Source organism: Glycomyces artemisiae (genome assembly GCF_003002955.1).
Taxonomy (GTDB): Bacteria; Actinomycetota; Actinomycetes; order Mycobacteriales; family Micromonosporaceae; genus Glycomyces; species Glycomyces artemisiae.
In genome coordinates, this window is record NZ_PVTJ01000001.1 from 628,602 (window position 1) to 651,963 (window position 23,362).

Here is a 23,362-nt window from a genome sequence, read left to right on the forward strand (position 1 = left end):
CGTGGATAATGTGGGCTCGGAGGAGAAGGAAGTACGAATGCCGAAGAGCCACACCCCCGGGGTGCCCAAACTGCTGCGCGTCCTCAACGACCAGGCCGCGCTGAAGCTGCTGCTGGAGGACGGGCCGCAGACCCGCGCCCAGCTCGCCGAGCGCACCTCCATGTCGAAGGTCACCGCCTCGCAGATGATGGAGCGCCTCCAGACCCGCGGCCTCGTCGAGGTCGTCGGCTCCAAGTCCGGCGGGCGCGGGCCGAACGCCTCGCTGTACGCGGCCGTGCCCACGTTCACTTACGTTGTGGGCGTTGAGGTCGGACCCGTGACGACGAAGGGCGCCTGCGCGGACTTCACCGGCCGGATCGTCGGCCGCGCGGAGATCGACGTGGAGGGGTCGACGGACCCGGTCGCGGTCGTGCGCCGCGTCGTGACCGACTCGGTCGCGGACGCCGGGATCGAGATGGGCAAGGTCGGGCGGATCACGCTCGGCACGCCCGGCGTCATCGACCCCGCGAGCGGCGACATCGGCTTCTCGTGGAACCTCCCGGCCTGGCACCGCGGCCTGCGGACGGCGCTGAACGAGGAGTTCGCGCCCGCGGTCGCGATCGAGAACGACGTGAACCTGGCGACGATCGCCGAGCAGCGCTCCGGAGGTGCGGGCGGCGCCTCGGACTTCGTGTACGCGTGGTTCGGCGGCGGCCTGGGTCTCGGCGTCATCCTGAACGGCGGGCTCTACCGCGGCGCTTCCGGTGCGGCGGGCGAGATCGGCTTCCTGCCGGTGCCCGGCGGCGACCTGCCCACGGGCGGCGTCGTGACCCGGCTGTCGAAGGGCTCGTACCAGCGGGTCATCGGCGGCGACGCGGTCCTCGACATCGGCGCGAAGCACGGCTTCGACGCCGCGGAGCCGGAAGACGTGTTGACCGCGGCCCTGGCGGCTGGGCCGGAGGGCGCGTCGTGCCTCGACGAGATCGCGCGCGGGATCGCGCTCGGCATCGTCGCGGTGTGCGTGCTGCTCGACCCGACGGTGGTCGTCCTCGGCGGCCCGGTCGGCTACGCGGGCGGGCTCGAACTCGCGGGAAGGGTTGCGGCCCAGACCTCTCAGCTCGCCCCGGTCACGCCGAGCGTCGTCGCCGGGACGGTGGTCGAGGAGCCGATCATGCGCGGCGCGATCCTCCACGGCCTGGATGCGGTGCGAGAGAGCCTCTTCGACTGAGCCGCAGACGAAACCGCCCCGCCGCGAATGCGGCGGGGCGGTCGTGCGTTTCGGCTAAGCCGCGTCGCGGCGCTGGAAGGACCAGGTCGCCAGTGCGGCGAACAGCAGGACGATGCCGCCGAGGAGGGCCCCGGCGTCGCTCCAGGTGATGACCATGACGTCCGGGGTCATGTCGTTGAAACCGGTGTATCCGCCGACCAACTCGATCCGACCGGTGATCCACGCGCCCACCCACGTGTACAGCGACAGGCGTTCGGGGAAGTCCATCGACAGGTTCATCGACACCATGTTCACGATCAGCTCCCCGATGATCAGGTAGCCCGCGATGACGCCGCCCGCGATGGCCGTGTGCCGCCCGAGCATCGCCAGCGACGCGCCGAGGAGAGTCATGCCCAGGGCGAGCACGCCCGTCCGCAGCACCAGCTCCAGCGTGTCCTCCCACCACACGCCGTTGAGCACGCCGACCTCGCCGCGCAGCGAGGCCACCAGCACCAGCAGACCGAACGCGAGCGCCGCCAGGACGACCACCCCCGCCGCGCACGCCGTCAGCGCCGCGCCGAGCTTGGCGCCCCACAGCCGCATCCGGTTCGGGTGCCACACCATCAGGTTCGACATGCCGCCGCTCGACCACTCGGCGCCGATCGCCGACGACCCGAGGAGCATCATGACCAGACCGGCCACGATCATGACTCCGACGATGAGGAACGGCCCCTCATCTGCGAAGTCGAACGTGTACGTCCAGAGGAAGTCCTCCGCCCACCAGCCGCCCACGGCGTGCTCGCAGGCCTCTTTGTGGCTCATGCCCTCGTACTCCGGGTCGGTCTCGACCCAGCCGTACATCTCGTTGTCCTCGAAGTAGGACTCGTCCTCGACGCAGTCCAGGTAGTCGGGGTTCTGCTCGTTCATCTCGTCGGCCTGCGCCTGCGCCTCCGCGAGGGCCGCCTCGTCGGGGCCCTCCGTTGAGATGGACGCCAGGATCACCGCGAGGCCCACCACGCCGGCGAGCAGGAGGATTCCGAACACCAGGGTCAGGCGCCGGCGCGCGATGCGCCGCAGCTCCGCTTTGAACAGGTTCACCGCTGCGCCTCCTCGGCTTCGGTTCCGGCTTGGGGCCCGGCGTCGGGCGTCACTGCGACCGGCACCTCGATCGGCGCCGCCGTCTGCGGCACCGCCACCGACTGCCCGACCTGGACGGTCTGCCCCGGCTGCGGGGCGGTCCCCGTCAGCTCCAGGAACACCGACTCCAGGTTCTTCGTCTGCGTCACCAGCTCCGACAGGTAGATCCCCGCGTCGGCGAGCGTCCGCGTCACCCACGCCGCCTCCGGCGCGCCCGTCACGACCAGGCGGTCGCGCTCCACGACCGCGCCGACCTCCGGCTTCGCGTTCACCAGCGCATCAGCGGCCTCCGGCAGCGACGCCGCGTCCGGGAACCGCACGCTCAGCGACGCCCCCGAGTGGCCCGCGATGATCTCGGCCACCGAGCCGTCGACGATCCGCCGCCCGCGGGACACGATCGTCATCGAGTCGCACAGCTGCTGCACCTCCGACAGGAGGTGCGAGGACACCACGACCGTGACGCCCTGCTCGTGCGCGAGCCACTGGAGCAGCTCGCGCATGTGGTGGATGCCCGCCGGGTCCAGGCCGTTCGCGGGCTCGTCGAGGATCAGCAGCTCGGGCTGCTTCAGCAGCGCCTGCGCGACCGCGAGGCGCTGGCGCATGCCCAGCGAGTAGCCCTTGACGGCCGACTTCGCGGCGTCGCGCAGGCCCGTCTGCTCCAGGACCGCTTCGACGCGCTCCTTCGGGACCCCGGCGCTCTCGGCGAGGAGCTGGAGCGTCAGCCGCCCCGAGAAGTGCTTGAAGAACTGCGGGGACTCCACGACCGCGCCGATGCGACCCACGACCTCCGGGAGCCGGTGCGGCACCTCCTGGCCGAAGATCCGCATGGTCCCGCCGTCGACGCGGATGAGCCCGAGCAGGGCCCGCAGCGTCGTCGTCTTCCCGGACCCGTTGGGGCCCAGGAAACCGTGCACCTGGCCCGCGGCGACCTCAAGGTCGAGGCCGTCCAACGCGTTGTGCGGCTGGCGGAAGCTCCGTCGATACGTCTTCCGCAGCCCCGATATCTCGATGATGGGGGGCATGAACTCGTTTCCAGTCGGGGGTCGGCGCCGCCGCGGGCGCGGCGGCGTGCAATGCACGTACAAGAGACGCCGCCGGAGGCCGTGCCGTTGCACGGCCGCCGGAACGCCGCGGGTCCGCCCGGTCGGTGGGAGGGCTCGCCCGTGTGTCCTACTCCCACCTCAAGGCCCGCCTGTGCCCGGCCGTCGGGGGCGCGTGGTTTCATTGACCCGTGGCTCAGTCTGAACGCGTCCTCGACCTGTCCGGCGTCACCGTGCGACGCGGCGGCAACCAGCTCCTCGACGGCGTCGACTGGCAAGTCGACGCCGACCAGCGGTGGGTCGTCCTCGGCCCCAACGGTGCGGGGAAGACGACGCTGCTCAACCTAGCGGCAGCCCGCAACCACCCCACCTCCGGCGTCGTCCAGATCCTCGGCGAGCGCCTCGGCCGCGTCGACGTGTTCGAGCTGCGCCCGCGCATCGGCCTCACCACGACGCAGGTCGCCGACGCGATCCCGCGCGACGAGAAGGCGTTCGACGTGGTCCGCACCGCCGCCTGGGGCATGATGGGCCGCTGGCGCGAGGAGTACGACCCGCAGGACGACGAGCGCGCCGCCTCGCTCATGCGCTGGCTCGGCGTCGCCCAGCTCAGCGACCGCCTGTTCGGAACGCTGTCGGAGGGCGAGCGCAAGCGCGTCCTCATCGCCCGCGCGCTCATGACCGACCCCGAGCTGCTCCTCCTCGACGAGCCCGCCGCCGGACTCGACCTCGGCGCCCGCGAAGCGCTCGTCGCCACCCTCGCGGGCCTCGCCCGCGACGAGGCCGCCCCCGCGCTCGTCCTCGTCACCCACCACGTCGAGGAGATCCCCCCGGGCTTCACCCACGCCCTGGTCCTCTCCAACGGCGGCGTCATCGCGGCGGGCCCGATCGCCGAGGCCCTCACCTCCGAGACCCTCTCCAAAGCCTTCGGCCTCCCCCTGACCCTCACCGCCAACGGCAACCGCTTCACCGCCACCGCCGCCTGACTCACCGGGCCGTTCTCACACGCGCAGCGTTCGCCGCCCCGCGCCCGGCTCGGCTACGCTGAGCCGGTGAGATTCCGGTGGTGGCGTGCGACGGTCCTGACGGCCGTCGCCGTTTTGGCGCTCGTGTACCTCGCCGGACTGACCCGCCTCGGCGAAGCCGAAGCGGAGCAGCTCCACGCGGTGCCCGTGCTCGCCGCCGACCCCACCGCCGAGCTCGCCGCCATGCGCACGAGCGCACCCGTCGGCGGCGACGACCCGCAGGCCGCGCTCGACGCCGCGCTCGCCGACCCCGCGACCGCCGCCGAGCTCGTCGCGGCCGTCCCCACCGCCGCCTCCGGCGAACTCGGCGCCGCGCTCGCCGCCCTCTACGACGCGGGCGGCGGCCTCGACCCGCTCGAAGTCAACGACTTCTTCACCGGCCTCGGCGAGGAGCAGACCGCGTGGCTCGCGGTCCTCTACCCCTCCGCGATCGCCGAGATGCCCGGCGCGCCCTTCCACGCCCGCATGGCCGCCAACCAGATCGTCCTCGAAGCGACCACCGCCGCCTCCACCGCGTACGCCAGCCCCGACCGCCCCTGGACCGGCGACGCCGAGCGCCCGCCCCGCGAGGAGCTCCAGCGCCTCATCGGCTCCGGCCGCCAGTTCCTCTACCTCGACCCGTACAACAACGCGGGCGACGGCTCCTGGATCGAGGTCGTCGGCGACCTCGACACCGCCGCGAACGTCGCGGTCCTCGTCCCCGGCGGCTCCGCGGTCCTCTCCAGCGAGAACTTCGACCTCTACTACCACCGCGCGAAGTCCTTCGTGGACGCCTCCGACGGGGAGCTCGCGATCGTCGTGTGGGCCGCCGCCTCCTGGCCCTCCGGGTGGGTCGAGGAGTCCTGGGCGTCCTGGTCGCAGGTCGCCGCCGAGAGCCTCGCGTCCTTCACGTTCGACCTGCGCAACCAGATCGGCGACCGCCCCCTAACCCTCATGGGCCACTCCTACGGCGGCGCCGTCATCGGCTACGCCGAGACCTACGACCTCGAAGCCGACCAGGTCCTCCACATCGCCTCCGCGGGCATGGGCAACGACGTGTACAGCCCCGAGGACTACTCCGAGCCGTGCCGCACCCGCTACTCCATCACCGCGCCCGGCGACCCGATCTCCTACGTGCAGGGCATGCCGTACGTCCCGCTCCTGGGCCACGGCGCCGACCCCGACGACTTCCCAGGCGTGCAGACCCTCGCCACCGGCAGCCTCTCCGACGCCCCCGGCGCGGTCGACGACTACGGCAGGAGCCTCGCCGACCAGGGCATCGCCGGGAAGACCATCGAAGGCGTCCACTCCCACTCCGAGGTCTTCTACCCCGAAGGGGACGCCTGGAACAACATCCTCCAGGTCCTCCTCGGCGGCGACCCGCAGCTCGCCGACGAGCAGCCCGTGCCGAACGACGCCTGCTCCTAGGCCGCCGGAACGCGAGACGCGGAAACGGGCGCGGCCACCGGCCGCGCCCGTTCCTGAATGTCCGTCCGCTAGTCGCGTTCGAGCAGCAGCCCCAGGTGCTTCTTCACGACCGGCAGCACCTCGTCCACGGTCACGTCCCGGCCCAGCTCCCGCGAGAGGCTCGTGACGTCCGCGTCGGTGATCGCGCACGGCGCGATCCGGTCCCAGTAGCTCATGTCCGGGTTGCAGTTGAGCGCGAAGCCGTGCATCGTCGTCGCCCAGCGGACCCGCACGCCGATCGCGCAGATCTTCCGCTCCGGGCCCTTGTCGTCCTCCGGCAGCCACACGCCCGTGCGGTCGCGCAGGCGCCCGCGCGCCGACGACACGCCCATCTCGTGGCACACCGCCGAGATCATGTCCTCGACCCGGCGCACGTAGCCGACCACGTCGACCTTGTTGCGCATCTTCATGATCGGGTACCCGACGATCTGGCCCGGCCCGTGCCAGGTGATCTGGCCGCCGCGATCGGTCGTGACCACGGGCGTCCCGTCCTGCGGCAGCGCCCACGTCTCGGTGCGCCGCCCCGCCGTGTACACGCTCGGGTGCTGGAGCAGCAGCACGGTGTCGCCGATCTCGTCGTCGATCCGCCGCTGCTGGAGCTCCTTCTGGTAGTCCCACGCCTCCTGGTAGTCCATGAGGCCGCGCTGCTCCACCGTGATGCCTTCAACGGTGCTGATCGTGCTGGTCCCGGCGGTGTCGACGCCGCCGGCTCCCACTGATGCGGTCATCATCCGACCCTAGTCCTCCGCGCGCCCCGGCGGCCAGCTTCAGCCGCGTGCGTCACGGTTGTTCCAGGCGTGCGTCGTGCCCGTTATGGGCAGGTCCTCGTTTATGATGCCGTTACTTAATTGCCGACTAGTTGCGGCCCACGGCCGCCCCGGTGACCCGGCGTGAGCTGTCACACTACTATTCCTAAGGTATTTAAAGCCCAATCCGCTCGCCCCGCGCCAGTCGAGGGTTCCACACGACCACAGGGATACGAATGGAAGCAACGCCGAAGGCTCCGATGGTCTCCATCCAAGGAGTGAACAAGCACTTCGGAAACCTCCACGCGCTCAAGGACATCGACCTGACCGTGGACGACGGCGAGGTCGTGGTCCTCATCGGACCCTCCGGTTCCGGCAAGTCGACGCTGTGCCGGACCATCAACCGCCTCGAAACCGTCGACGCCGGCTCGATCACCGTGAACGGCAAGCCCCTCCCCGCCGAGGGCCGCGCGCTCGCCAACCTGCGCGCCGACGTCGGCATGGTGTTCCAGCACTTCAACCTCTTCGCGCACCTCACGGTCCTCCAGAACATCACCCTGGGCCCGATCAAGGTGCGCCGCACGCCGAAGGCCAAGGCCGAGGAGCGCGCCCGCCAGCTCCTGCAGCGGGTGGGCCTGGCCGACAAGGCCGACGCCTTCCCCTCGCAGCTCTCCGGCGGCCAGCAGCAGCGCGTGGCCATCGCCCGCGGCCTCGCCATGGACCCCAAGCTCATGATGTTCGACGAGCCGACCTCCGCGCTCGACCCCGAGATGATCAACGAGGTCCTCGACGTCATGCAGGACCTCGCCCGCGAGGGCATGACCATGGTCGTGGTGACCCACGAGATGGGCTTCGCCCGCCGCGCCGCCAACCGCGTCGTGTTCATGGCCGACGGCCAGATCGTGGAGGTCGCGCCGCCCGACGAGTTCTTCGACGACCCGAAGACCGCTCGCGCGCAGGACTTCCTCGCCAAGGTCATGTCCCACTGAGCCGCACCCGAACACCACACTGTCAGCCCCACCCATAAGGAAGGAAACAGCCATGCGCGCATTCCGCAAGGCCGCCGCCGCGATTGCGGCCGCCGGCCTGCTGTCCCTGGCCGCCTGCTCCGGCGAGGCCAGCCAGGACGCCGAGGAGCAGGAGTCCCTGGAGGAGTCAGTCGGCTCGTACTCCCTGGAGCAGGCCGCGGAGATCCCCGCCGGCTATATCCAGGACATCCAGGACAAGGGCGTGCTCACCGTCGGCGTCAAGTTCGACCAGCCGCTCATCGGCCAGAAGAACACCGCCACCGGCAAGATCGAGGGCTTCGACGCCGAGATGGCCCGCCTCCTCGCCACCTACATCTTCGGCGAGGTCGTCGAAGAGGGCGACGACGCGAACCTGGTCTTCGTCGAGACCACCTCGCAGAACCGCGAGACGTACATCAACGACGGCACCGTCGACGCGGTCATCGCCTCGTACTCCATGTACCCCGACCGCCTGACCCAGTTCGAGTTCGCCGGCCCGTACTTCCAGACCGGCCAGAACGTCATGGTCGCCGCCGACAACACGGACATCAACTCGGTGGCCGACCTCGCCGGCAAGAACGTGTGCATCGCCGAGGGCTCCGGCTCGATCGCGAACCTGGAGGCCGAGAACCCCGACGCCGTCATCACGCCGCTCGCCGACTACGCCGCCTGCGCCGAGGCCCTGGAGAACGGCCAGACCGACGCCGTCAGCACCGACGAGACCATCCTCTACGGCTTCACCGTCGACAAGCCCGACGCCTTCCGCGTCCTCGACTCGTCGAACATCTTCACCGACGAGCCCTACGGTGTGGCCATGCCGCTCGGCGAGACCGACGCGCGCAGCTTCGTCAACGACATGATCGACGAGATCCTGGCCAACGGCGACTGGCAGAAGGCGTTCGACCTGACCTTCGGCGCCGCCGGCATGCCGGTCCCGGACCCGCTGCCGGCCCCGAACCGGTACTAGGTCCCTTCGCAACCGTTCGGTGAGGCGGCGGCGGCCGCGCAGTCGGCCGCCGCCGCCCGCCTTATGGAGGAGTCCGCTTGTTCGACAATTTCGACCTGATGATCGAGGCCCTCGGTGCCGGTATGTGGACCACCGTGTGGGTCACCCTCACCAGCTACGCCATCGCGCTCGTCATCGGCATGGTCCTCGTGGTCATGCACGTCAGCCCCGCCTTCCCCGCGCGCTGGGCCGCCAACGCCTACACGCAGCTGTTCCGCAACGTGCCGCTGCTCGCCGTCCTGTTCATCATGTACTTCGGCCTGCCCAAGGTCGGCATCGTGGCGGACAACTGGGTCTGGGCCCTGCTCGGCCTCGGCATGTACACCGGCGCGTTCGTCGGCGAGACCATGCGCTCGGGCATCAACTCGATCCCGCTCGGCCAGTCAGAGGCCGCCCGCTCGCTGGGGCTCACCTTCGGGCAGTCCCTGAGCTCGGTGATCCTGCCGCAGTCCGTGCGCGCGGTCATCCCGCCGCTCGGCTCGCTCCTGATCGCCCTGGTCAAGAACAGCGCGCTGGTGCTCGCCATCGGCGTCCCCGAACTCACCGCCCGGTCGCGGCGGCTCATCGAGGACACCCAGAGCCGCTTCGACCTCTGGGGGGTCATCATCTGCGTGACGGTCGGCTACCTGCTGATCGCCTTCGTCCTCAGCTACCTCGTGCGGATCGCTGAGAAGCGCACCGCTTTCGTCCGGTGAGAGGGGCCGAATCGTGAACAGCAAGAACGAGACCACCGTCCTGTTCGACGCGCTCGGCCCCAAGGGGCGGCGCAACGCGAACATCGCCGCGATCGCCTCGGCGGTCGTCATCCTCGGCGTGCTCGGCTGGGTCGCCTACGTGCTCTACGGCGAGGGCTTCTTCGAGTCCTCCCGCTGGGTCAACCCGCTCGACGCGCTCGTCGTGGAGACCACCTGGATTCCGGCGATCGTCAACACGCTCGTGGCGTTCGCCCTGGGCTCGCTGGTCGCCCTCGTGCTCGGTGTCTTCATCGGCTTCGGCCGGATCTCCAGGTTCCTGCCGACGCGCGCGGCCTCCACGGTCTACGTGCAGTTCTTCCGGTCGCTGCCGCTGGTGCTCCTGATCTGGGTCTCCTTCACCATCGACGGGCACTTCGGGTTCACCACCGACACGCTCGGATGGAGCGGCGAGGCCCGGCGCCTGACCTTCCTGGTCTTGGGCCTCGGCATCTACAACGCCGCGATCCTCGCCGAGATCCTCCGTGCCGGCGTCAACGCCCTGCCCCCGGGCCAGGCGATGGCGGGCCAGGCGATCGGCCTGCGCCACGGGCAGGTGCAGCGCCTCATCGTGCTGCCCCAGGTGCTGCGGAACATGCTCCCGGCGGTCCTCGCGCAGCTGGTGATCCTCCTCAAGGACACCTCGCTGGGCTACGTGATCACCTACCCCGAGCTGCTGCACTCGGCCAACATCATCGGCCGCGACTACAGCAACTCCTTCCTCCAGGCGCTCATCATCGCGGCGCTCATCTACTTCGCGATGGCGTACGCGCTCTCGAAGGTGGTGGTCTTCGCCGAGCGGCGCATGCGCAAGAAGACCGCGGCCCCCAAGGCCGCCGCGCAGCTGGAATCGGTGGTCGCCGGCGGCACCGCCGGCACCGTCGTCTGATATCCCGTTCGCACGACCCGAGAGGGCCCCGTCTGCTCCGGCAGGCGGGGCCCTTCCGTATGAGCGACAGTCGTTTTCGCGGCCTGCTAGGCTCCCTCTTGAAATCAACAACCATTTTCAATTGGTGGGGGACCGGAACGATGAAACTCGCCTTCGTCGGCAAGGGCGGCTCGGGCAAGACCACGATGGCCTCGCTGTTCGCGCGGCGCGCCGCCGCGCTGGGCCACCCGGTGCTGGCCATTGACGCCGACATCAACCAGCACCTGGCCGCGGCGCTCGGCCTCGACGCCGAGGCCGCCGCGATGGGCCCGGTGCTGGGGGAGCGCCTGGCCGACATCAAGGACTACCTGCGCGGCACCAACCCGCTCGTGCCCTCGGCCGACCTCATGCTCAAGACCACGCCGCCGGGGCCCGGCTCGCGCCTGGTCACCGTGCGCGAGTCGAACCCGCTGTTCGACGACCTGTTCACCGAGCACGACGGCATCCGCTTCGCCGCCACCGGCGGCTTCGTCGAGGACGACCTCGGCGTGTCCTGCTACCACTCGAAGGTCGGCGCGGTCGAGCTGCTGCTCAACCACCTCGTGGACCGCACCGACGAGTTCGTCGTGGTCGACATGGTCGCGGGCGCCGAGGCCTTCGCCTCGGGCATGTTCACCCGCTTCGACCACACGTTCCTGGTGTGCGAGCCGACGCTGCGCTCCGTGGGCGTCTACAAGCAGTACCTGGGCTACGCCGAGGACTACGACGTGCGGATCTCGGTGATCGGCAACAAGATCGACGACGAGTACGATGTGGCGTTCCTGCGCGAGCACGTCGGGGACGCGCTCCTGGGCTGGTGTGCGCGCTCGAAGTACGTCAAGGCCGCCGAGCGCGGCAGCGTCGGCCCCGTCGCCGACCTCGAACCGGAGAACCTCGCCGTCGTGGACGCCGCACGCGAGCGGGCCGCGGCCGCGGGCAAGGACTGGGCCAAGTTCACCCGCCAGGCCCACGAGTTCCACCGCAAGGCCGCCCTCGCCTGGGGCAACGACCGCGCCGGGGTGAACCTCGCCGACCAGATCGTCCCGGACTTCGTCCTCGGCGAGCACCTCCTGAACGCGCCCGTCCACTAGGGCCGCCCCAGACCGCGCCCGGGCCCCTTCTGGACGCCCGGGGGCGCCGGACCCGTCTGCGTCGAGTACCCGACAGCGGAAGGGCACGGGCGCCAGCACAATGAACCGATTCCGAACCGAGAGGAGTACGCATGTCCCTTGACGTCTCTGAAGACCTGCTCAGCAAGGCCGAAGCGGGGGAGGTGACCGACGCGGAGTTCCTGGACTGCATCAAGCAGTCCCTGCCGTTCGCGTGGGACCTCTTCGCGAAGGTCGCCGACGACCTGAAGAACGGGGTCGTCTCGTCCTCCGGGTCGACCCAGTTCGCGGACAACACCACGCCGCCGCCGGACGAGCAGGCCCGCGGCCAGCTCCTGCGGGCCCTCGCCTCGGACTCGATGCGGGCCGCGCTGGAGCGCCACCACGGCGTCAAGTTCGCCTTCCAGAACTGCCACCGCATCGCGGCGTTCCCGGTCTCCGAGGTCGACTCGGACACCTACCGCAAGTTCACCTCGCCGCGCGGGCAGCTGCTCAACCAGTCGCCCGAGCTGAAGGACTGCTAGCGGCGCACCGCCGACGACGTACCGCACCACCGAAGGGCCGCAAGGACAACGGCGTCCGGGCGGCCCTTCGGGCTACGCGGGCCCGCCCTCGGCCCCGTCCTCGGGCTGCGCGCCGTAGTGCCCGGGGCGCCGCGTGATGAGGAAGTCCCGCACCAGCTCCTCGCCCTGCTTCACCAGGGGCCGCAGGATCTTCAGCCGCGACAGCGCCACGACGCGGGCGGCCAGCGGCGCGGTGCGCCGCGCCAGCTCCTTCGACTTCTCCTGGCCGGGGGAGTTGTCGTACACCCAGTGCAGGACCACCACCATCTGGTGCAGCCACAGCATCTCGGGGAGGATGTCGGCCATGTCCTTGGGCACCTTGGTCTTCGAGCCCTCCAGGACCTCCCGGTAGAGCGCGATGTCCCGGTCGCGGCTCTCGCCGGAGTCCTCCGAGAACGGACTCAGCGGGCTCGACGGGTCGGCCGCGTTGCGGAAGAACTGGCCCGCGAACGCGTGGTAGGGCCCGGCGATGTCGAGCCACGCCAGGAGCGCCGCCTCGATCCGCTCCGCGAGCGTCTCCTTGCCCTCCAGCATCGTCGGCGTCAGCTCGGCGTGCCGGTTCGTGGCCTGCTCGTAGAAGCCCTGGATCAGGTGCTCCTTGGACTTGAAGTAGTAGTACGCGTTCCCCACGGACACCCCGGCCTCGGCCGCGATCGCCCGCATCGTCGTCTTGTCGTAGCCGCGCTCGGCGAACATGTCGAGGGCGGTGTCGATGATGCGCTGCCGCGTCCGCTCGCCCTTGCTGGAGGGGCGGGCGGACGCGTCGGCCTGATCGGGTTCGGAAGCAGAGGCGCTCACAAAGGCGATCCTACTGGGGCTGAGGGCCGTACTGACCCGGCCGCGGGCGCGGCGGCTCCATCGCGCCGAGGGCGCGGGCGTCCACGACGCGGCCGCGCCTGCGGAAGCCGTTGAGGACGATGACGTTGAGCACGTGCAGGACGCCGAGGACCAGGAGCACGGCGCCGATCTTGACGGCGACGGTCTCGAAGACCCCGCGGGCGGTGGCGATGTCGGTCCCGGTGCGCAGCCACAGGGCCACGAACCCGAAGTTGAGCAGGTAGAAGCCGACCTGGAGGAGCCGGTTGACGGCCTGGGCGAGCTGCTCGTCGCCGTCGAAGACGTCCTTGATGAAGTGGAAGCCGTTGGCGCCCAGGGTCCGGGCGACCCAGACGGTGAGCGGGACGGCGACGAGCAGGTAGGCGGTGTAGGCGACGACCGTCATGTCCATGGCGGTGCTCCGTTCTCTGGGGGTCATGAGTTGAACATGTTCAACTTCTGATTCCACGCTACGCAGCTTCTTGAACATGTTCAAGACCGCATGCTGAAATATGGCCGACGCCACGCGACGCCGCTGCCGGTAGGCTTTCCGGCGTGACTGTTGCGGTGCGTGTGATCCCCTGCCTGGACGTGGACGCGGGGCGGGTCGTCAAGGGCGTCAACTTCGAGAACCTGCGCGACGCGGGCGACCCGGTCGAGCTGGCCGCCGCCTACGACGCGGCCGGGGCCGACGAGCTGACGTTCCTCGACGTGACCGCGTCCTCCGACGACCGCGGCACGATGATGGACGTCGTCGCGCGCACCGCCGAGCAGGTGTTCATCCCGCTCACCGTCGGCGGCGGGGTCCGCACCCCCGACGACGTCGACCGGCTCCTGCGCGCGGGCGCCGACAAGGTCGGCGTCAACACCGCGGCCATCGCCCGGCCCGAGGTCATCGCCGAGATCGCCGACCGCTTCGGCAACCAGGTGCTCGTGCTCTCGGCGGACGTCGCCTCGGGCGCAGAGACGGATTCGGGGTGGGAGGTCACCACGCACGGCGGGCGGCGGCGCACCGGCATCGACGCGGTCGAGTGGTGCGCGCGGGCCGCGGGGCTCGGCGCGGGGGAGATCCTCCTCAACTCGATCGACGCCGACGGCACCAAGGCCGGGTTCGACCTGCCGCTCATCGCCGCGGTCCGCGCCGCGGTCGACGTGCCCCTCATCGCCTCCGGCGGCGCGGGCGCCGCCGCCCACTTCCCGCCCGCGGTCGCCGCGGGCGCTGACGCGGTCCTCGCCGCCTCGATCTTCCACTTCGGCGACGTCGCCATCGGCGAGGTCAAGCAGGAGCTCAAGGCCGCCGGGCACCCGGTGCGGTAGGCCGCCGCTCCGATAAGGGTTGGCGACTGTCGGAGGAGCGAGGCATCATTGCCACCGGACGCTTGCCGCCCGGCTAGCGACCGCCTCGCAACACCACGCTGGCGCACCCACCTGACCGGAGACCCAATGACGCTGCCCACCGGCGCCGCCACCGCACCCGACGACCTAGCCGCCGGCGCGGACGAGCGCATCCTCGCCCGCGGCCTCAAGAACATCGGCGACATGATCCGGCTCGCCCCCAAGCCCTTCGCCGTCGGCGCGGCCGGGGCCATGATCAACACCGGCATGACCCTCCTGCTGTCCTACGTCGTGGGCTGGGTCGTCGCCGGGATCGCCGTCCCCGCCTACGAGAACGGCGAAGTCGCCCTCGGCACCGTCCTCCTCGGCGTCGCCGCGCTCCTCGGCACCTCCATCGTCCGCTTCTCCTCCATGTGCGCCAGGCGCATCGGCGCAGGCGTCATGCAGTTCGGCGTCCAGGCCATCTGGCGCCGCCAGATCACCCGCCGCTACCTCGCCCTCCCCGTCTCCTGGCACCAGAAGCACCCCACCGGCACGCTCCTGTCCAACGCGAACGCCGACGTCGAGGCCGCCACCCGCCCCCTCGCGCCCCTCCCCTTCGCGTGCGGCACCCTCTTCATGGTCGTCATCGCGATGATCGCGTTCTTCACCATCGACTGGGCCGTCGCGCTCGTCGCCCTCGGCATGTTCCCCGCCCTGTTCGCCCTCAACGCCGTCTTCGCCACCAAGATGGCCCCCCGCGCCAAGCGCGCCCAGGAGCTGCGCGCCGAAGTCTCCGCGGTCGGCCACGAGTCCTTCGACGGCGCCCTCGTCGTCAAGGCCATGGGCCGCGAAGCCGCCGAGACCGAGCGCTTCAGCGGCTCCGCCACCGAGCTGCGCGACGCCATGATCGGCGTCGGGCGCCTGCGCGCCGCCTTCGATCCCGCCATCTCCGGGCTCCCCGAGATCGCCGTGCTCATCGCGCTCCTCGTCGGCCTCGCCCGCTTCGAAGCGGGCGCGATCGACCTCGAACAGCTCGTCACGGTCTCCTTCATGTTCTCCGTGCTCGCCTTCCCCGTCCGCGCCATCGGCTGGGTCCTCGGCGACCTCCCCGGGTCCGTCGTCGGCCGCGCCCGCGTCGACCACGTCCTCTCCGCCACCGGCGACATGGCATACGGCGACAAGGAACTCCCCGAGACCGGCGCTCCCGCCCGGCTCGAACTCGACGCCGTCGCCTACGCCTACCCCGACGGCCACGAGGCCCTCCGCGAAGTCACCTTCACCGTCGAGCCCGGCACCACCGTCGCCCTCGTCGGCGCCACCGGCTCCGGCAAGTCCACCCTCGCCCACCTCGCCGCCCGCCTCGTCGACCCCACCCGCGGGACCGTCCGCGTCGACGGCGAGGACCTCCGCGGCCTCACCCACGCGAGCCTCGCCCGCACCACCGCGCTCGTCCAGCAGATCCCCTTCGTCTTCGACGACACGATCCGCGCCAACATCGGCCTCGGCCGCCCCGGCCTCGACACCGGGCCCGACGCCGACGAGCGCCTCTGGGCCGCCCTCGCCGCCGCCGGAGCCGAGAAGTTCATCGCGAACCTCGACGACGGCCTCGACACCGAGGTCGGCGAGCGCGGCACCAGCCTCTCCGGCGGCCAGCGCCAGCGCCTCACCCTCGCCCGCGCCCTCGCCGGCGAGCCGCGCCTGCTCGTCCTCGACGACGCCACCAGCGCCGTCGACCCGAAGGTCGAGTCGCAGATCCTCGCCGGGCTCAAGGACTCCGCCGAGGCCGTCAGCGTCCTCGTCGTCGCCTACCGGCGCGCGACCATCGCGCTCGCCGACGAGGTCGTCTTCCTCGAAGGCGGCCGCATCACCGCCCGCGGCCCGCACGCCGAGCTGCTGCGCACCCACCAGCCCTACGCCGACCTCGTCACCGCCTACGAGCGGGCCGAGGCCGAACGCGAATTCGATGAGGAGAGTGCGGCGTGACCGCCGAGGACCAGACCCAGACCGGCCCGTGGGAGACCGTCAAGCGCGGCCTCCAGCTCTCCCCCGAGCTGCGGCGCGGCATCGGCTTCACCGTGTTCCTCGCCGCCGTCACCGCGCTCGGGCGGCTCGTCGTGCCCGTGGGCGCGCAGAAGATCCTCGACGAGGGCCTCCTCGGCTCCGGCGGGCCCGACCTGCCGTACGTGTTCGCCGTCGCCGCGCTCGGCACCGCCGCGCTCCTGGTGACCACCGCCGCGAACTACGTCATGAACCGGCGCCTGTTCGTCGTCTCCGAGCACGCGCTCGCCGCGTTGCGGCGCAAGACGTTCCGGCACATCCACGACCTGTCGATGCTGCACCAGCAGTCCGAGCGCCGCGGCGCGCTCACCGCGCGGGTGACGACCGACATCGACCAGATCAGCCAGTTCCTCCAGCAGGGCGGCATGGTCCTGGTGACCTCGACGGCGCAGATCATCGTCGCCACCGTGGTCATGGTGTTCTACTCGTGGCAGCTCGCGATCGCCGTGTGGATCGTGTTCATCCCCGTCACGTGGCTCATCAAGTGGCTCCAGAAGCACCTCGCGTCGGCGTACACGAGCGTGCGGCGCTCGGTGTCGAAGATGCTGTCGGCCGTGGCCGAGTCGGTGGTCGGCGCGGGCACGGTGCGCGCGTACGGGGTCGGGGCGCGCACGAGCGAGCGCCTGGACGAGTCGATCGAGGAGCACCGGCGCGACCAGACCCGCGCGATCAGCCGCTCCGCCCTCTCCTTCGGCGCGGGCGAGCTCGTGTACCTCGGCGTCAACGCGGTCGTGGTGGTCCTCGGCGCGTTCCTCGTCGCGGGCGGGCAGATGACCGTCGGGGAGCTGACGGCGTTCCTGTTCCTGGTCGTGCTGTTCACGCAGCCGGTGGTCATCGGCACCGAGACGCTCAACGAGGCGCAGAACGCGGTCTCGGGCTGGCGGCGGGTCCTCGACATCATCGACACCGAGCCCGACGTGGCCGACCCGGTCGACGGCGTCGCGCTTCCCGAAGGGCCCCTCGGGGTCCGCTTCGAGGGCGTGCGGTTCGCGTACCCGGGCGGCGCGGAGGTCCTGCACGGCATCGACGTGGAGATCCGCGCGCATTCGAAGGTCGCGGTGGTCGGCGAGACCGGCTCGGGCAAGACCACGTTCGCGAAGCTCCTGACGCGGCTCATGGACCCGACCTCCGGGCGGGTCCTCCTCGGCGGCGCGGATCTCACGGGCGTCACATTCGCGTCCCTGCGCGGCCGGGTGACGATGGTCCCGCAGGAGGGCTTCCTGTTCAACGGCACGCTCGCCCGCAACGTGCGCTTCGCCCGCCCCGAGCTCACTGACGCGGAGATCTACGTGGCGTTCGCCGAACTCGGGCTCACCGAGTGGGTCGAGACGCTCCCCGCGGGCCTCGACACCGAGCTGGGCGAGGGCGGCGCGAACCTGTCGGTGGGGGAGCGCCAGCTCGTGTCCCTGGTGCGCGCGTATGTGACCGACCCTGACCTGCTCGTCCTCGACGAGGCCACGAGCGCGGTCGACCCGGCGACGGAGCTGCGCCTCTCTGCGGCCCTCGACGCCGTCACCCGCGGCCGCACCACCGTCATCATCGCCCACCGCCTCTCGACCGCCGAGACCTCCGACGAGGTCCTGGTCTTCGACGCCGGGAACCTCGTCCAGCACGGCCCCCACGCCGAGCTCGCCGCCGAGGCCGGCTCGGTCTACGCGGGACTCCACGGCTCGTGGGTGGAGCAGACCCGCTCCAGCTGACGCACGATGACGCATTGCGGGCCCGCCCGGTCGCCGAGCGGGCCCGCTGTCGTCTCGGAGGCGCAGTCGTCTCGGATATGCCGTCGCGTCAGGCGGCTCGGCCGAGGCGGCCGCGCGGCATCCGCCAGTTCCGCGCGAGCGTGGACTCCCGCAGGTTCCGGGCCTCCCCGAAGTAGTCGCAGAACTTCATCACCAGCGGGTCCCACGCGAGCGGGTCCACGTACGCGGTGCCCGGCACCAGCAGCGATTCATCCACATGGGACCGCAGGATCTCGGCCTCGAACGCCGAGCAGCCCTTCCCGAACGGGTGGACCGCGGTGATCCGGCATTCGAGCTGGATCGGGCACTCCGCGACCCGCGGCGCCCCGACCAGCTCGCCCGCCTGCGCGGTGAGCCCGGCCGCCCCGAACTTGTCGGCCTCGAACCGGTACCCCTTGGCGGCCTTCGCCTCCGGGACCGGGTCGGTCGCGGTCAGGTCCGCCAGCCGGTCCACCGCGTCCGCGAGCGCGCTCGGCACCAGGTTGATCGTGCACTCCCGCACCGCCCGCATGTTCCTTGCGGTCTGCGACCGGTCGCCCATCCCGAGCATCGCGGACTGCCCCAGCCACCACGCCGACGACATCGGCGCGACGTTCGGTCGCCCCTCCTCGTCCCGGGTGCCCAGGAGCACCACGGCGCTCCCGTAGTAGTGGACCTTCAACGGCGTGTTCACATGCATGCCCCAATGGAACCCGCCCCGCGCCGGCCCTGCTGGCCGGAAAACGACGCGGCGTCAGTCGACGGTGAGGACGATCTTGCCGGCCGTGCGGCCCGTCTGGAGCGACTCGTGGGCCTTGGCGACCTCCTCCAGGGGGTAGGTCTCGGCGATCGTGGGGCGGAGCCTGCCCTCGTTGATGAGCGCGGAGAGGGCGCGCATGCCGCTCCAGTCGGGTTCCACCAGGACGAAGCCGGTGTGCAGGCGCTCCCGCTCGGAGTCGGGCAGGTCGCCTGGGATGACCGACATGAGGAAGCCGCCGTCCTTGAGGACCGAGGCGGACTTCGCGGTGTACTCGCCGCCGATCGGGTCCACCACGATGTCGATGTCCGAGACTGCGGCCGCGAAGTCCGTGGACCGGTAGTCGATCGCCTCGTCAACCCCGATCGAGCGCAGGAACCCGTGCTTCGCCTCGCTCGCCGTGCCGATCACGTACGCGCCGCGGGCCTTCGCGATCTGGACCGCGAGGTGGCCGACGCCGCCCGCGGCGGCGTGGACCAGGACGCGCTGGCCTTCGCGCACGCCCGCGTTGTCGACGAGCGCCTGGTACGCCGTGAGGCCCGTGAGCGGGACCGCCGCGGCCTCCACGTGCGTCAGCGACTGCGGCTTGAAGTCGAAGTGGCGGGCCGGGGCGGTCACGTACTGCCCGTAGCCGCCCGCCTGGTGCGGGAAGCGCGGCATCCCGTAGACCTCGTCGCCGGGCGCGTACAGCCGCACGCTGGCGCCGACGGCCTCCACGGTCCCGGAGACGTCCCATCCGAGGATGAAGGGCGGCTTCAGGCCGGTGAGGCCGCCGGATTCGCGGGACTTCCAGTCGGTCGGGTTGACGCCCGCCGCATGGACTCGCACGAGGATCTCGGTGGGGCCCGGTTCGGGGCGCTCGACCTCGGCGAGGTGCAGCACCTCCGGTCCGCCCAGTTCGTCCTGGACCACTGCTCGCATTACGGCCATGTTCGGTTCCTCTCCATCGGTGTACGCGTCCCATTCTGTGCCGCAAGGCGATCGCCGGAAAGTGGCCCGAGGGCCATGATGTGAAACAATCGGGCCATGACAGCTGCGCACCGCGTCGCGGTCCTCGCGCTCGACCACGTGATGGCGTTCGAGCTCGGCGTCCCCGACCGGATCTTCAAGGCCGCGGTCCGCGACGACCTCACGCACCGCTACGACGTGCGGGTCTGCTCCCTCGACGGCGGCCCCGTCAGGGCCTCCGGCGGGTTCACGGTCACAGTGGACCACGGCCCGGAGGCACTCGCGTGGGCCGACACGGTCGTCGTCGCCACGATCCAGCCCGACGGCCCCGTGTGCGACGTGCGCGAGCTCCCCGAGGGCCTCGCCGAGGCGTTCGCGACGATCCGGCCCGAGGCGCGCATCGTCTCGTTCTGCTCGGCGGCGTTCGTGCTCGCCGAGCTCGGCCTCCTCGACGGGAAGGCCGCGACGACGCACTGGGTCCTCACCGACCGGTTGCAGCGCCGCTTCCCGAAGATCCGCGTCGACCCCGACGTGCTGTTCGTCGACGAAGGCCGCATCCTCACCTCCGCCGGGGCGGGCGCGGCCGTCGACCTGTGCCTGCACCTGGTGCGCCTCGACTACGGCGCGCGCGTGGCGAACGCGGTCGCCCGCCGCTGCGTGGTCCCGCCGTGGCGCGAGGGCGGGCAGGCGCAGTTCATCGAGCGGCCCGTCCCCGAGGAGCGGGACGCGGGCACGGCCGGGGCCCGCGCGTGGGCGCTCGCCCACCTGGACCGGCCGATCGGCATCGACGACCTCGCCGCGCAGGCTGCGATGAGCCGCCGCTCGTTCACGCGCCGGTTCCGCGACGAGACCGGCGAGAGCCCGCTGCACTGGCTCAACCGCCAGCGCGTCGAGCACGCCCGGCACCTCCTGGAGGCCACCGACCTGACGGTGGACCAGATCGCGCGGCGCTCGGGCCTGGGCACGGGCGTGTCGCTGCGCCAGCACCTGCGCGCCGTCCTCGGCGTCTCGCCTTCGGCCTACCGCCGCACGTTCCGGGAGAACGCCGCTACGGGATGAGCAGGAGCTTCGCGGTGGTCTTGCGGGCCTGGAGCAGCTCGTGGGCCTCGGGGGCCTCTTCGAGGCGGAAGGTCTCGCCGACGCGGACGAGAAGGTTGTCGTCCTCGATCATCTGGAAGACGTCGGCGGCGCGGGCGAGGTACTCCTCGCGGGTGCGTGTGAAGTCGCCGAGGGTCGGGCGGGTGAGGACGAGCGACCCGCCTTTGTGGAGCCGCTGCGGGTCGACGGGCGGGACGGGGCCGCTGGCCTGGCCGAACAGGGCCATGACGCCGCGGGGCCGGAGCGCTTCGAGGCCCTCGTCGAAGGTGGTCTTGCCGACGCCGTCGTAGACGGCGGCGACGCCCTCGCCGCCGGTGAGCTCGCGGGCCTTGGCGCCGAAGCCCTCGTACCGCAGCACGTGGTCGGTGCCGTTCTGGCGGGCCAGTTCGGCCTTCGCGTCGGTGGAGACGGTGCCGATGACCTTGCCGCCCTTGTACTTCACCATCTGCGTCAGGAGCAGGCCGACGCCGCCCGCGGCGGCGTGGACGATGACCGTGTCGCCCTCCTGCACGTCGTAGACGCTGTTGCACAGGTAATGCGCGGTGAGGCCCTGGAGCATGACGGCCGCGGCGGTCTCGACCGCCACTTTCTCCGGGACGGGCACGAACTCGTTCGCGTCGGCGACGACGAGGTCGGCGTAGGACCCGGGGACGCTCTTCCAGGCGACCTCGTCGCCGACGGCGAAGCCGGTGACGCCCTCGCCGAGCGCGGCGACGTACCCGCCGCCTTCGAGGCCCGGCGTGAACGGCAGCGGCAGCCCGTAGGCGCCGGTGCGGTGGTACACGTCGATGAAGTTGACGCCGGCCGCGGCGACCCTGACGGCGATCTGGCCGGGCCGCGGGCCCGGGTCCTCGCCGTCAGGGTCGCCATCACGCCCGGCCCGCCGGTCCGCTCGACCACGATCGCCTTCATGAGGTTTCCTTCCGCCGCAGGTTCTCCCATAACTTAGCGGCTCCCTGTCCTATTCCTCCGGTCCGGTCCGGCGTCCGCCGACCCCGTACTTCATGCGGGCCCGGCCCCACGGGTTGCGCACGGCCGTGCGGGTGTCGACCTCCTCGCCCACGATGCGGCGGATGGCGTCGCGGAAGCCCTTCTGGCGCATGTGGTGGCGCAGGACGTTCGCGGCCGGGTCGGTCGTCAGCTCCTTCATGAGCGAGACGCACAGCGCGAGCATGACGATCGCGAAGGGCAGCGCCACGATGATCGTCGCGTTCTTGAGCCCCTCCAGGCCGCCCGACAGGAGCAGCACGGCCGCGACCGCGCCGATCGTGGAGCCCCAGAACACGACGAGCGGCTTCTTCGGCGCGAGCGAGCCGCGGCTCGACAGCGACCCGAGGACGAGCGACGCCGAGTCGGCGCCGGTCACGAAGTAGATCGCGACGAGGACCATCGACAGGCCCGACATGAGGCTGTACAGCGGCAGGGAGTCGAGGAGCGCGAACAGCGCGTACTCCTCGCCCTTGCCGAGCGAGTCGCTGTAGTCGGTCCCGTTGCCCTGCTTCCACAGCGCGGTGCCGCCGAGGATCGCGAACCACACCGTCGAGGCGGTCGAGGGGATGAGCAGCACCCCGACGATGAACTGGCGGATCGTGCGGCCCCGCGAGATGCGCGCGATGAAGGTGCCGACGAACGGCGCCCACGACAGCCACCACGCCCAGTAGAAGATCGTCCACGCGGCCATCCAGTCCGCGCCGCCGAACGCGCCGGTGACGCTGGAGAGGTTCGTCAGGCTCGCCAGGTACCCGCCGACCGCGTTCGGCCACGCGTCGAGGATGAACAGGGTCGGGCCCGCGAAGAACACGAACACGATGAGGAACAGCGCCATGACCATGTTCGTCGTCGACAGCCACTTGACGCCGCGGTGCACGCCCGAGAACGCCGACGCGACGAACGCCGCCGTCAGCGCCACGATCACGATGATCTCCAGGAACTTCGAGTCCTCCACGCCCGCGACGATCCCCAGCCCCACCGCGACCTGGAGCGCGCCCAGGCCCAGGCTCGCGGCGGTCCCGAACACGGTCGCGAACACCGCGAGGAGGTCCACGGTGCGGCCCACTGCCGGGCCCCACCGCCTGCCGCCCGTCAGCGGCTCGAACGCGTCGCTCATGTTGTTGCCGCGGCCCTTGCGGAACGTGGAGTAGCCCAGCGCCAGCCCGGCCACGGCGTAGATCGCCCACGGGTGCAGGCCCCAGTGGAAGAACGAGTAGACCAGCGCGCCCTCTTGGAGCTGGTCGGTGTAGAACGGGTTGTCGGGGTTGAGCTGGAGCGGCGGCGGCGGGTCCACGTAGTGCGACAGCGGCTCGGCCACGCCGTAGAACATGAGGCCGATGCCCATCCCGGCGGCGAACATCATGGAGATCCACGGGAGCGTCCCGAACTCGGGCTCCTCGTCGGAGGACGCCGCGAGCTTGATGTTCCCGTACCGGCTCGCCGCGATGTAGATCGCCAGCACCACGAAGATGTTCGCGGCGATGATGAACAGCCACCCGAAGTTCGAGATGACCCAGTTCAGCGCCGCCGTCGAACCGTCCTCGAACTGCTTCGGGAAGACCGCGCCGACCACGATCACCGCGAGCGTCACGATCGCGCCCGTCCAGAACACCGGCTTGTCCACCGGGAGCGTCGCCTGCCGCTCCTCGTCCTCGATCGGGCGCTCCGGCGGCGGCGCCTCCTCCGGTTCGACGTGCTCGGGATCGGTCGGCGTGTCGCTCGCGGACATGGCGCGCTCCTCTCGGATCGAACGGGGACTC

Annotated in this window: 21 protein-coding genes and 1 pseudogene; 13 read left to right on the forward strand and 9 right to left on the reverse strand. The window is 71.0% G+C overall.

The window, feature by feature from the left end; translation table 11 throughout:
- Nucleotides 1-37 precede the first annotated feature (37 nt).
- Complete coding sequence (locus tag B0I28_RS02950) at nt 38-1,207, forward strand: ROK family transcriptional regulator (protein ID WP_106362296.1); 1,170 nt, start codon at nt 38-40, stop codon at nt 1,205-1,207.
- 54 nt (nt 1,208-1,261) lie between these two features.
- On the opposite strand, the gene B0I28_RS02955 is transcribed toward B0I28_RS02950, so the two are convergent.
- Together B0I28_RS02955 and B0I28_RS02960 are read right to left on the reverse strand one after the other, a co-directional pair.
- On the reverse strand, nt 1,262-2,284 hold the full coding sequence (locus tag B0I28_RS02955) for an ABC transporter permease subunit (RefSeq protein WP_106362297.1): 1,023 nt from the start codon (nt 2,282-2,284) through the stop codon (nt 1,262-1,264).
- Nucleotides 2,281-3,345, reverse strand: coding sequence for an ABC transporter ATP-binding protein (locus B0I28_RS02960; RefSeq protein WP_106362298.1), 1,065 nt, complete (start codon nt 3,343-3,345; stop codon nt 2,281-2,283). The genes B0I28_RS02955 and B0I28_RS02960 overlap by 4 nt, the downstream gene beginning before the upstream one ends.
- A 209-nt stretch (nt 3,346-3,554) precedes the next feature.
- Here B0I28_RS02960 and B0I28_RS28185 point away from each other — a divergent pair, with 209 nt between their 5' ends.
- Complete coding sequence (locus B0I28_RS28185) at nt 3,555-4,346, forward strand: ABC transporter ATP-binding protein (RefSeq protein WP_106362299.1); 792 nt, start codon at nt 3,555-3,557, stop codon at nt 4,344-4,346.
- Between the two features lie 66 nt (nt 4,347-4,412).
- Nucleotides 4,413-5,792, forward strand: coding sequence for an alpha/beta hydrolase (locus B0I28_RS02970; protein WP_146147951.1), 1,380 nt, complete (start codon nt 4,413-4,415; stop codon nt 5,790-5,792).
- Between the two features lie 68 nt (nt 5,793-5,860).
- On the opposite strand, the gene lipB is transcribed toward B0I28_RS02970, so the two are convergent.
- Entirely contained in the window at nt 5,861-6,559 is a 699-nt protein-coding gene (lipB, locus tag B0I28_RS02975; protein ID WP_106362622.1) for a lipoyl(octanoyl) transferase LipB, read from the reverse strand.
- Nucleotides 6,560-6,813: 254 nt separating this feature from the next.
- Between lipB and B0I28_RS02980 the strand changes: the two genes are divergently transcribed.
- From B0I28_RS02980 to B0I28_RS03005, 6 genes are all read left to right on the forward strand, one after another.
- The gene (locus tag B0I28_RS02980; protein WP_106362301.1) at nt 6,814-7,566 is read left to right on the forward strand and encodes an ATP-binding cassette domain-containing protein; all 753 of its coding nucleotides are present in this window, start codon (nt 6,814-6,816) and stop codon (nt 7,564-7,566) included.
- A 52-nt stretch (nt 7,567-7,618) separates the two neighbouring features.
- Nucleotides 7,619-8,551: a glutamate ABC transporter substrate-binding protein gene (locus B0I28_RS02985; protein ID WP_106362302.1), complete on the forward strand. Its 933-nt coding sequence runs from the start codon at nt 7,619-7,621 to the stop codon at nt 8,549-8,551.
- 77 nt (nt 8,552-8,628) lie between these two features.
- Nucleotides 8,629-9,285 carry an amino acid ABC transporter permease gene (locus B0I28_RS02990; protein WP_106362303.1) on the forward strand — a complete coding sequence of 219 codons (657 nt, stop codon included), beginning with the start codon at nt 8,629-8,631 and terminating at the stop codon, nt 9,283-9,285.
- Between the two features lie 13 nt (nt 9,286-9,298).
- Nucleotides 9,299-10,210 carry an amino acid ABC transporter permease gene (locus B0I28_RS02995; RefSeq protein WP_181245613.1) on the forward strand — a complete coding sequence of 304 codons (912 nt, stop codon included), beginning with the start codon at nt 9,299-9,301 and terminating at the stop codon, nt 10,208-10,210.
- 140 nt (nt 10,211-10,350) lie between these two features.
- Nucleotides 10,351-11,319 carry an ATP-binding protein gene (locus B0I28_RS03000; RefSeq protein WP_106362305.1) on the forward strand — a complete coding sequence of 323 codons (969 nt, stop codon included), beginning with the start codon at nt 10,351-10,353 and terminating at the stop codon, nt 11,317-11,319.
- A 131-nt stretch (nt 11,320-11,450) separates the two neighbouring features.
- Nucleotides 11,451-11,861, forward strand: coding sequence for an SCO5389 family protein (locus tag B0I28_RS03005; RefSeq protein WP_106362306.1), 411 nt, complete (start codon nt 11,451-11,453; stop codon nt 11,859-11,861).
- A gap of 72 nt (nt 11,862-11,933) precedes the next feature.
- Here B0I28_RS03005 and B0I28_RS03010 read toward each other — a convergent pair whose 3' ends face one another.
- Nucleotides 11,934-12,698, reverse strand: coding sequence for a TetR/AcrR family transcriptional regulator (locus tag B0I28_RS03010; protein WP_219926517.1), 765 nt, complete (start codon nt 12,696-12,698; stop codon nt 11,934-11,936).
- Nucleotides 12,699-12,708: 10 nt separating this feature from the next.
- Nucleotides 12,709-13,128 (reverse strand): hypothetical protein, encoded by a 420-nt coding sequence (locus B0I28_RS03015; protein ID WP_106362308.1) that lies wholly within the window; start codon nt 13,126-13,128, stop codon nt 12,709-12,711.
- Between the two features lie 143 nt (nt 13,129-13,271).
- On the opposite strand from B0I28_RS03015, the gene hisF reads away from it, so the two are divergent.
- The 3 genes from hisF (at nt 13,272) to B0I28_RS03030 (ending at nt 17,791) form a co-directional block, all read left to right on the forward strand.
- Nucleotides 13,272-14,033: an imidazole glycerol phosphate synthase subunit HisF gene (hisF, locus tag B0I28_RS03020; protein ID WP_106362309.1), complete on the forward strand. Its 762-nt coding sequence runs from the start codon at nt 13,272-13,274 to the stop codon at nt 14,031-14,033.
- A 189-nt stretch (nt 14,034-14,222) separates the two neighbouring features.
- A complete protein-coding gene (locus tag B0I28_RS03025) occupies nt 14,223-16,016 on the forward strand; it encodes an ABC transporter ATP-binding protein (protein WP_342761192.1) in 1,794 nt (597 codons plus the stop codon).
- The gene (locus B0I28_RS03030) at nt 16,013-17,791 is read left to right on the forward strand and encodes an ABC transporter ATP-binding protein (protein WP_106362311.1); all 1,779 of its coding nucleotides are present in this window, start codon (nt 16,013-16,015) and stop codon (nt 17,789-17,791) included. The genes B0I28_RS03025 and B0I28_RS03030 overlap by 4 nt, the downstream gene beginning before the upstream one ends.
- Nucleotides 17,792-17,879: 88 nt before the next feature.
- Here B0I28_RS03030 and B0I28_RS03035 read toward each other — a convergent pair whose 3' ends face one another.
- Both B0I28_RS03035 and B0I28_RS03040 read right to left on the reverse strand, forming a co-directional pair.
- Complete coding sequence (locus tag B0I28_RS03035) at nt 17,880-18,509, reverse strand: flavin reductase family protein (protein ID WP_106362312.1); 630 nt, start codon at nt 18,507-18,509, stop codon at nt 17,880-17,882.
- Between the two features lie 54 nt (nt 18,510-18,563).
- Nucleotides 18,564-19,487 carry a zinc-binding dehydrogenase gene (locus B0I28_RS03040; RefSeq protein ID WP_106362313.1) on the reverse strand — a complete coding sequence of 308 codons (924 nt, stop codon included), beginning with the start codon at nt 19,485-19,487 and terminating at the stop codon, nt 18,564-18,566.
- Between the two features lie 105 nt (nt 19,488-19,592).
- Between B0I28_RS03040 and B0I28_RS03045 the strand changes: the two genes are divergently transcribed.
- Nucleotides 19,593-20,573 carry a GlxA family transcriptional regulator gene (locus B0I28_RS03045; protein ID WP_106362314.1) on the forward strand — a complete coding sequence of 327 codons (981 nt, stop codon included), beginning with the start codon at nt 19,593-19,595 and terminating at the stop codon, nt 20,571-20,573.
- On the opposite strand, the pseudogene B0I28_RS03050 reads toward B0I28_RS03045, so the two are convergent.
- Nucleotides 20,563-21,524, reverse strand: a pseudogene (locus B0I28_RS03050) (quinone oxidoreductase family protein). The gene B0I28_RS03045 and the pseudogene B0I28_RS03050 overlap by 11 nt on opposite strands.
- Before the next feature lie 49 nt (nt 21,525-21,573).
- Nucleotides 21,574-23,331, reverse strand: a complete 1,758-nt coding sequence (locus B0I28_RS03055; protein ID WP_106362315.1) for a BCCT family transporter — start codon at nt 23,329-23,331, stop codon at nt 21,574-21,576.
- Between the last annotated feature and the right edge of the window lie 31 nt (nt 23,332-23,362).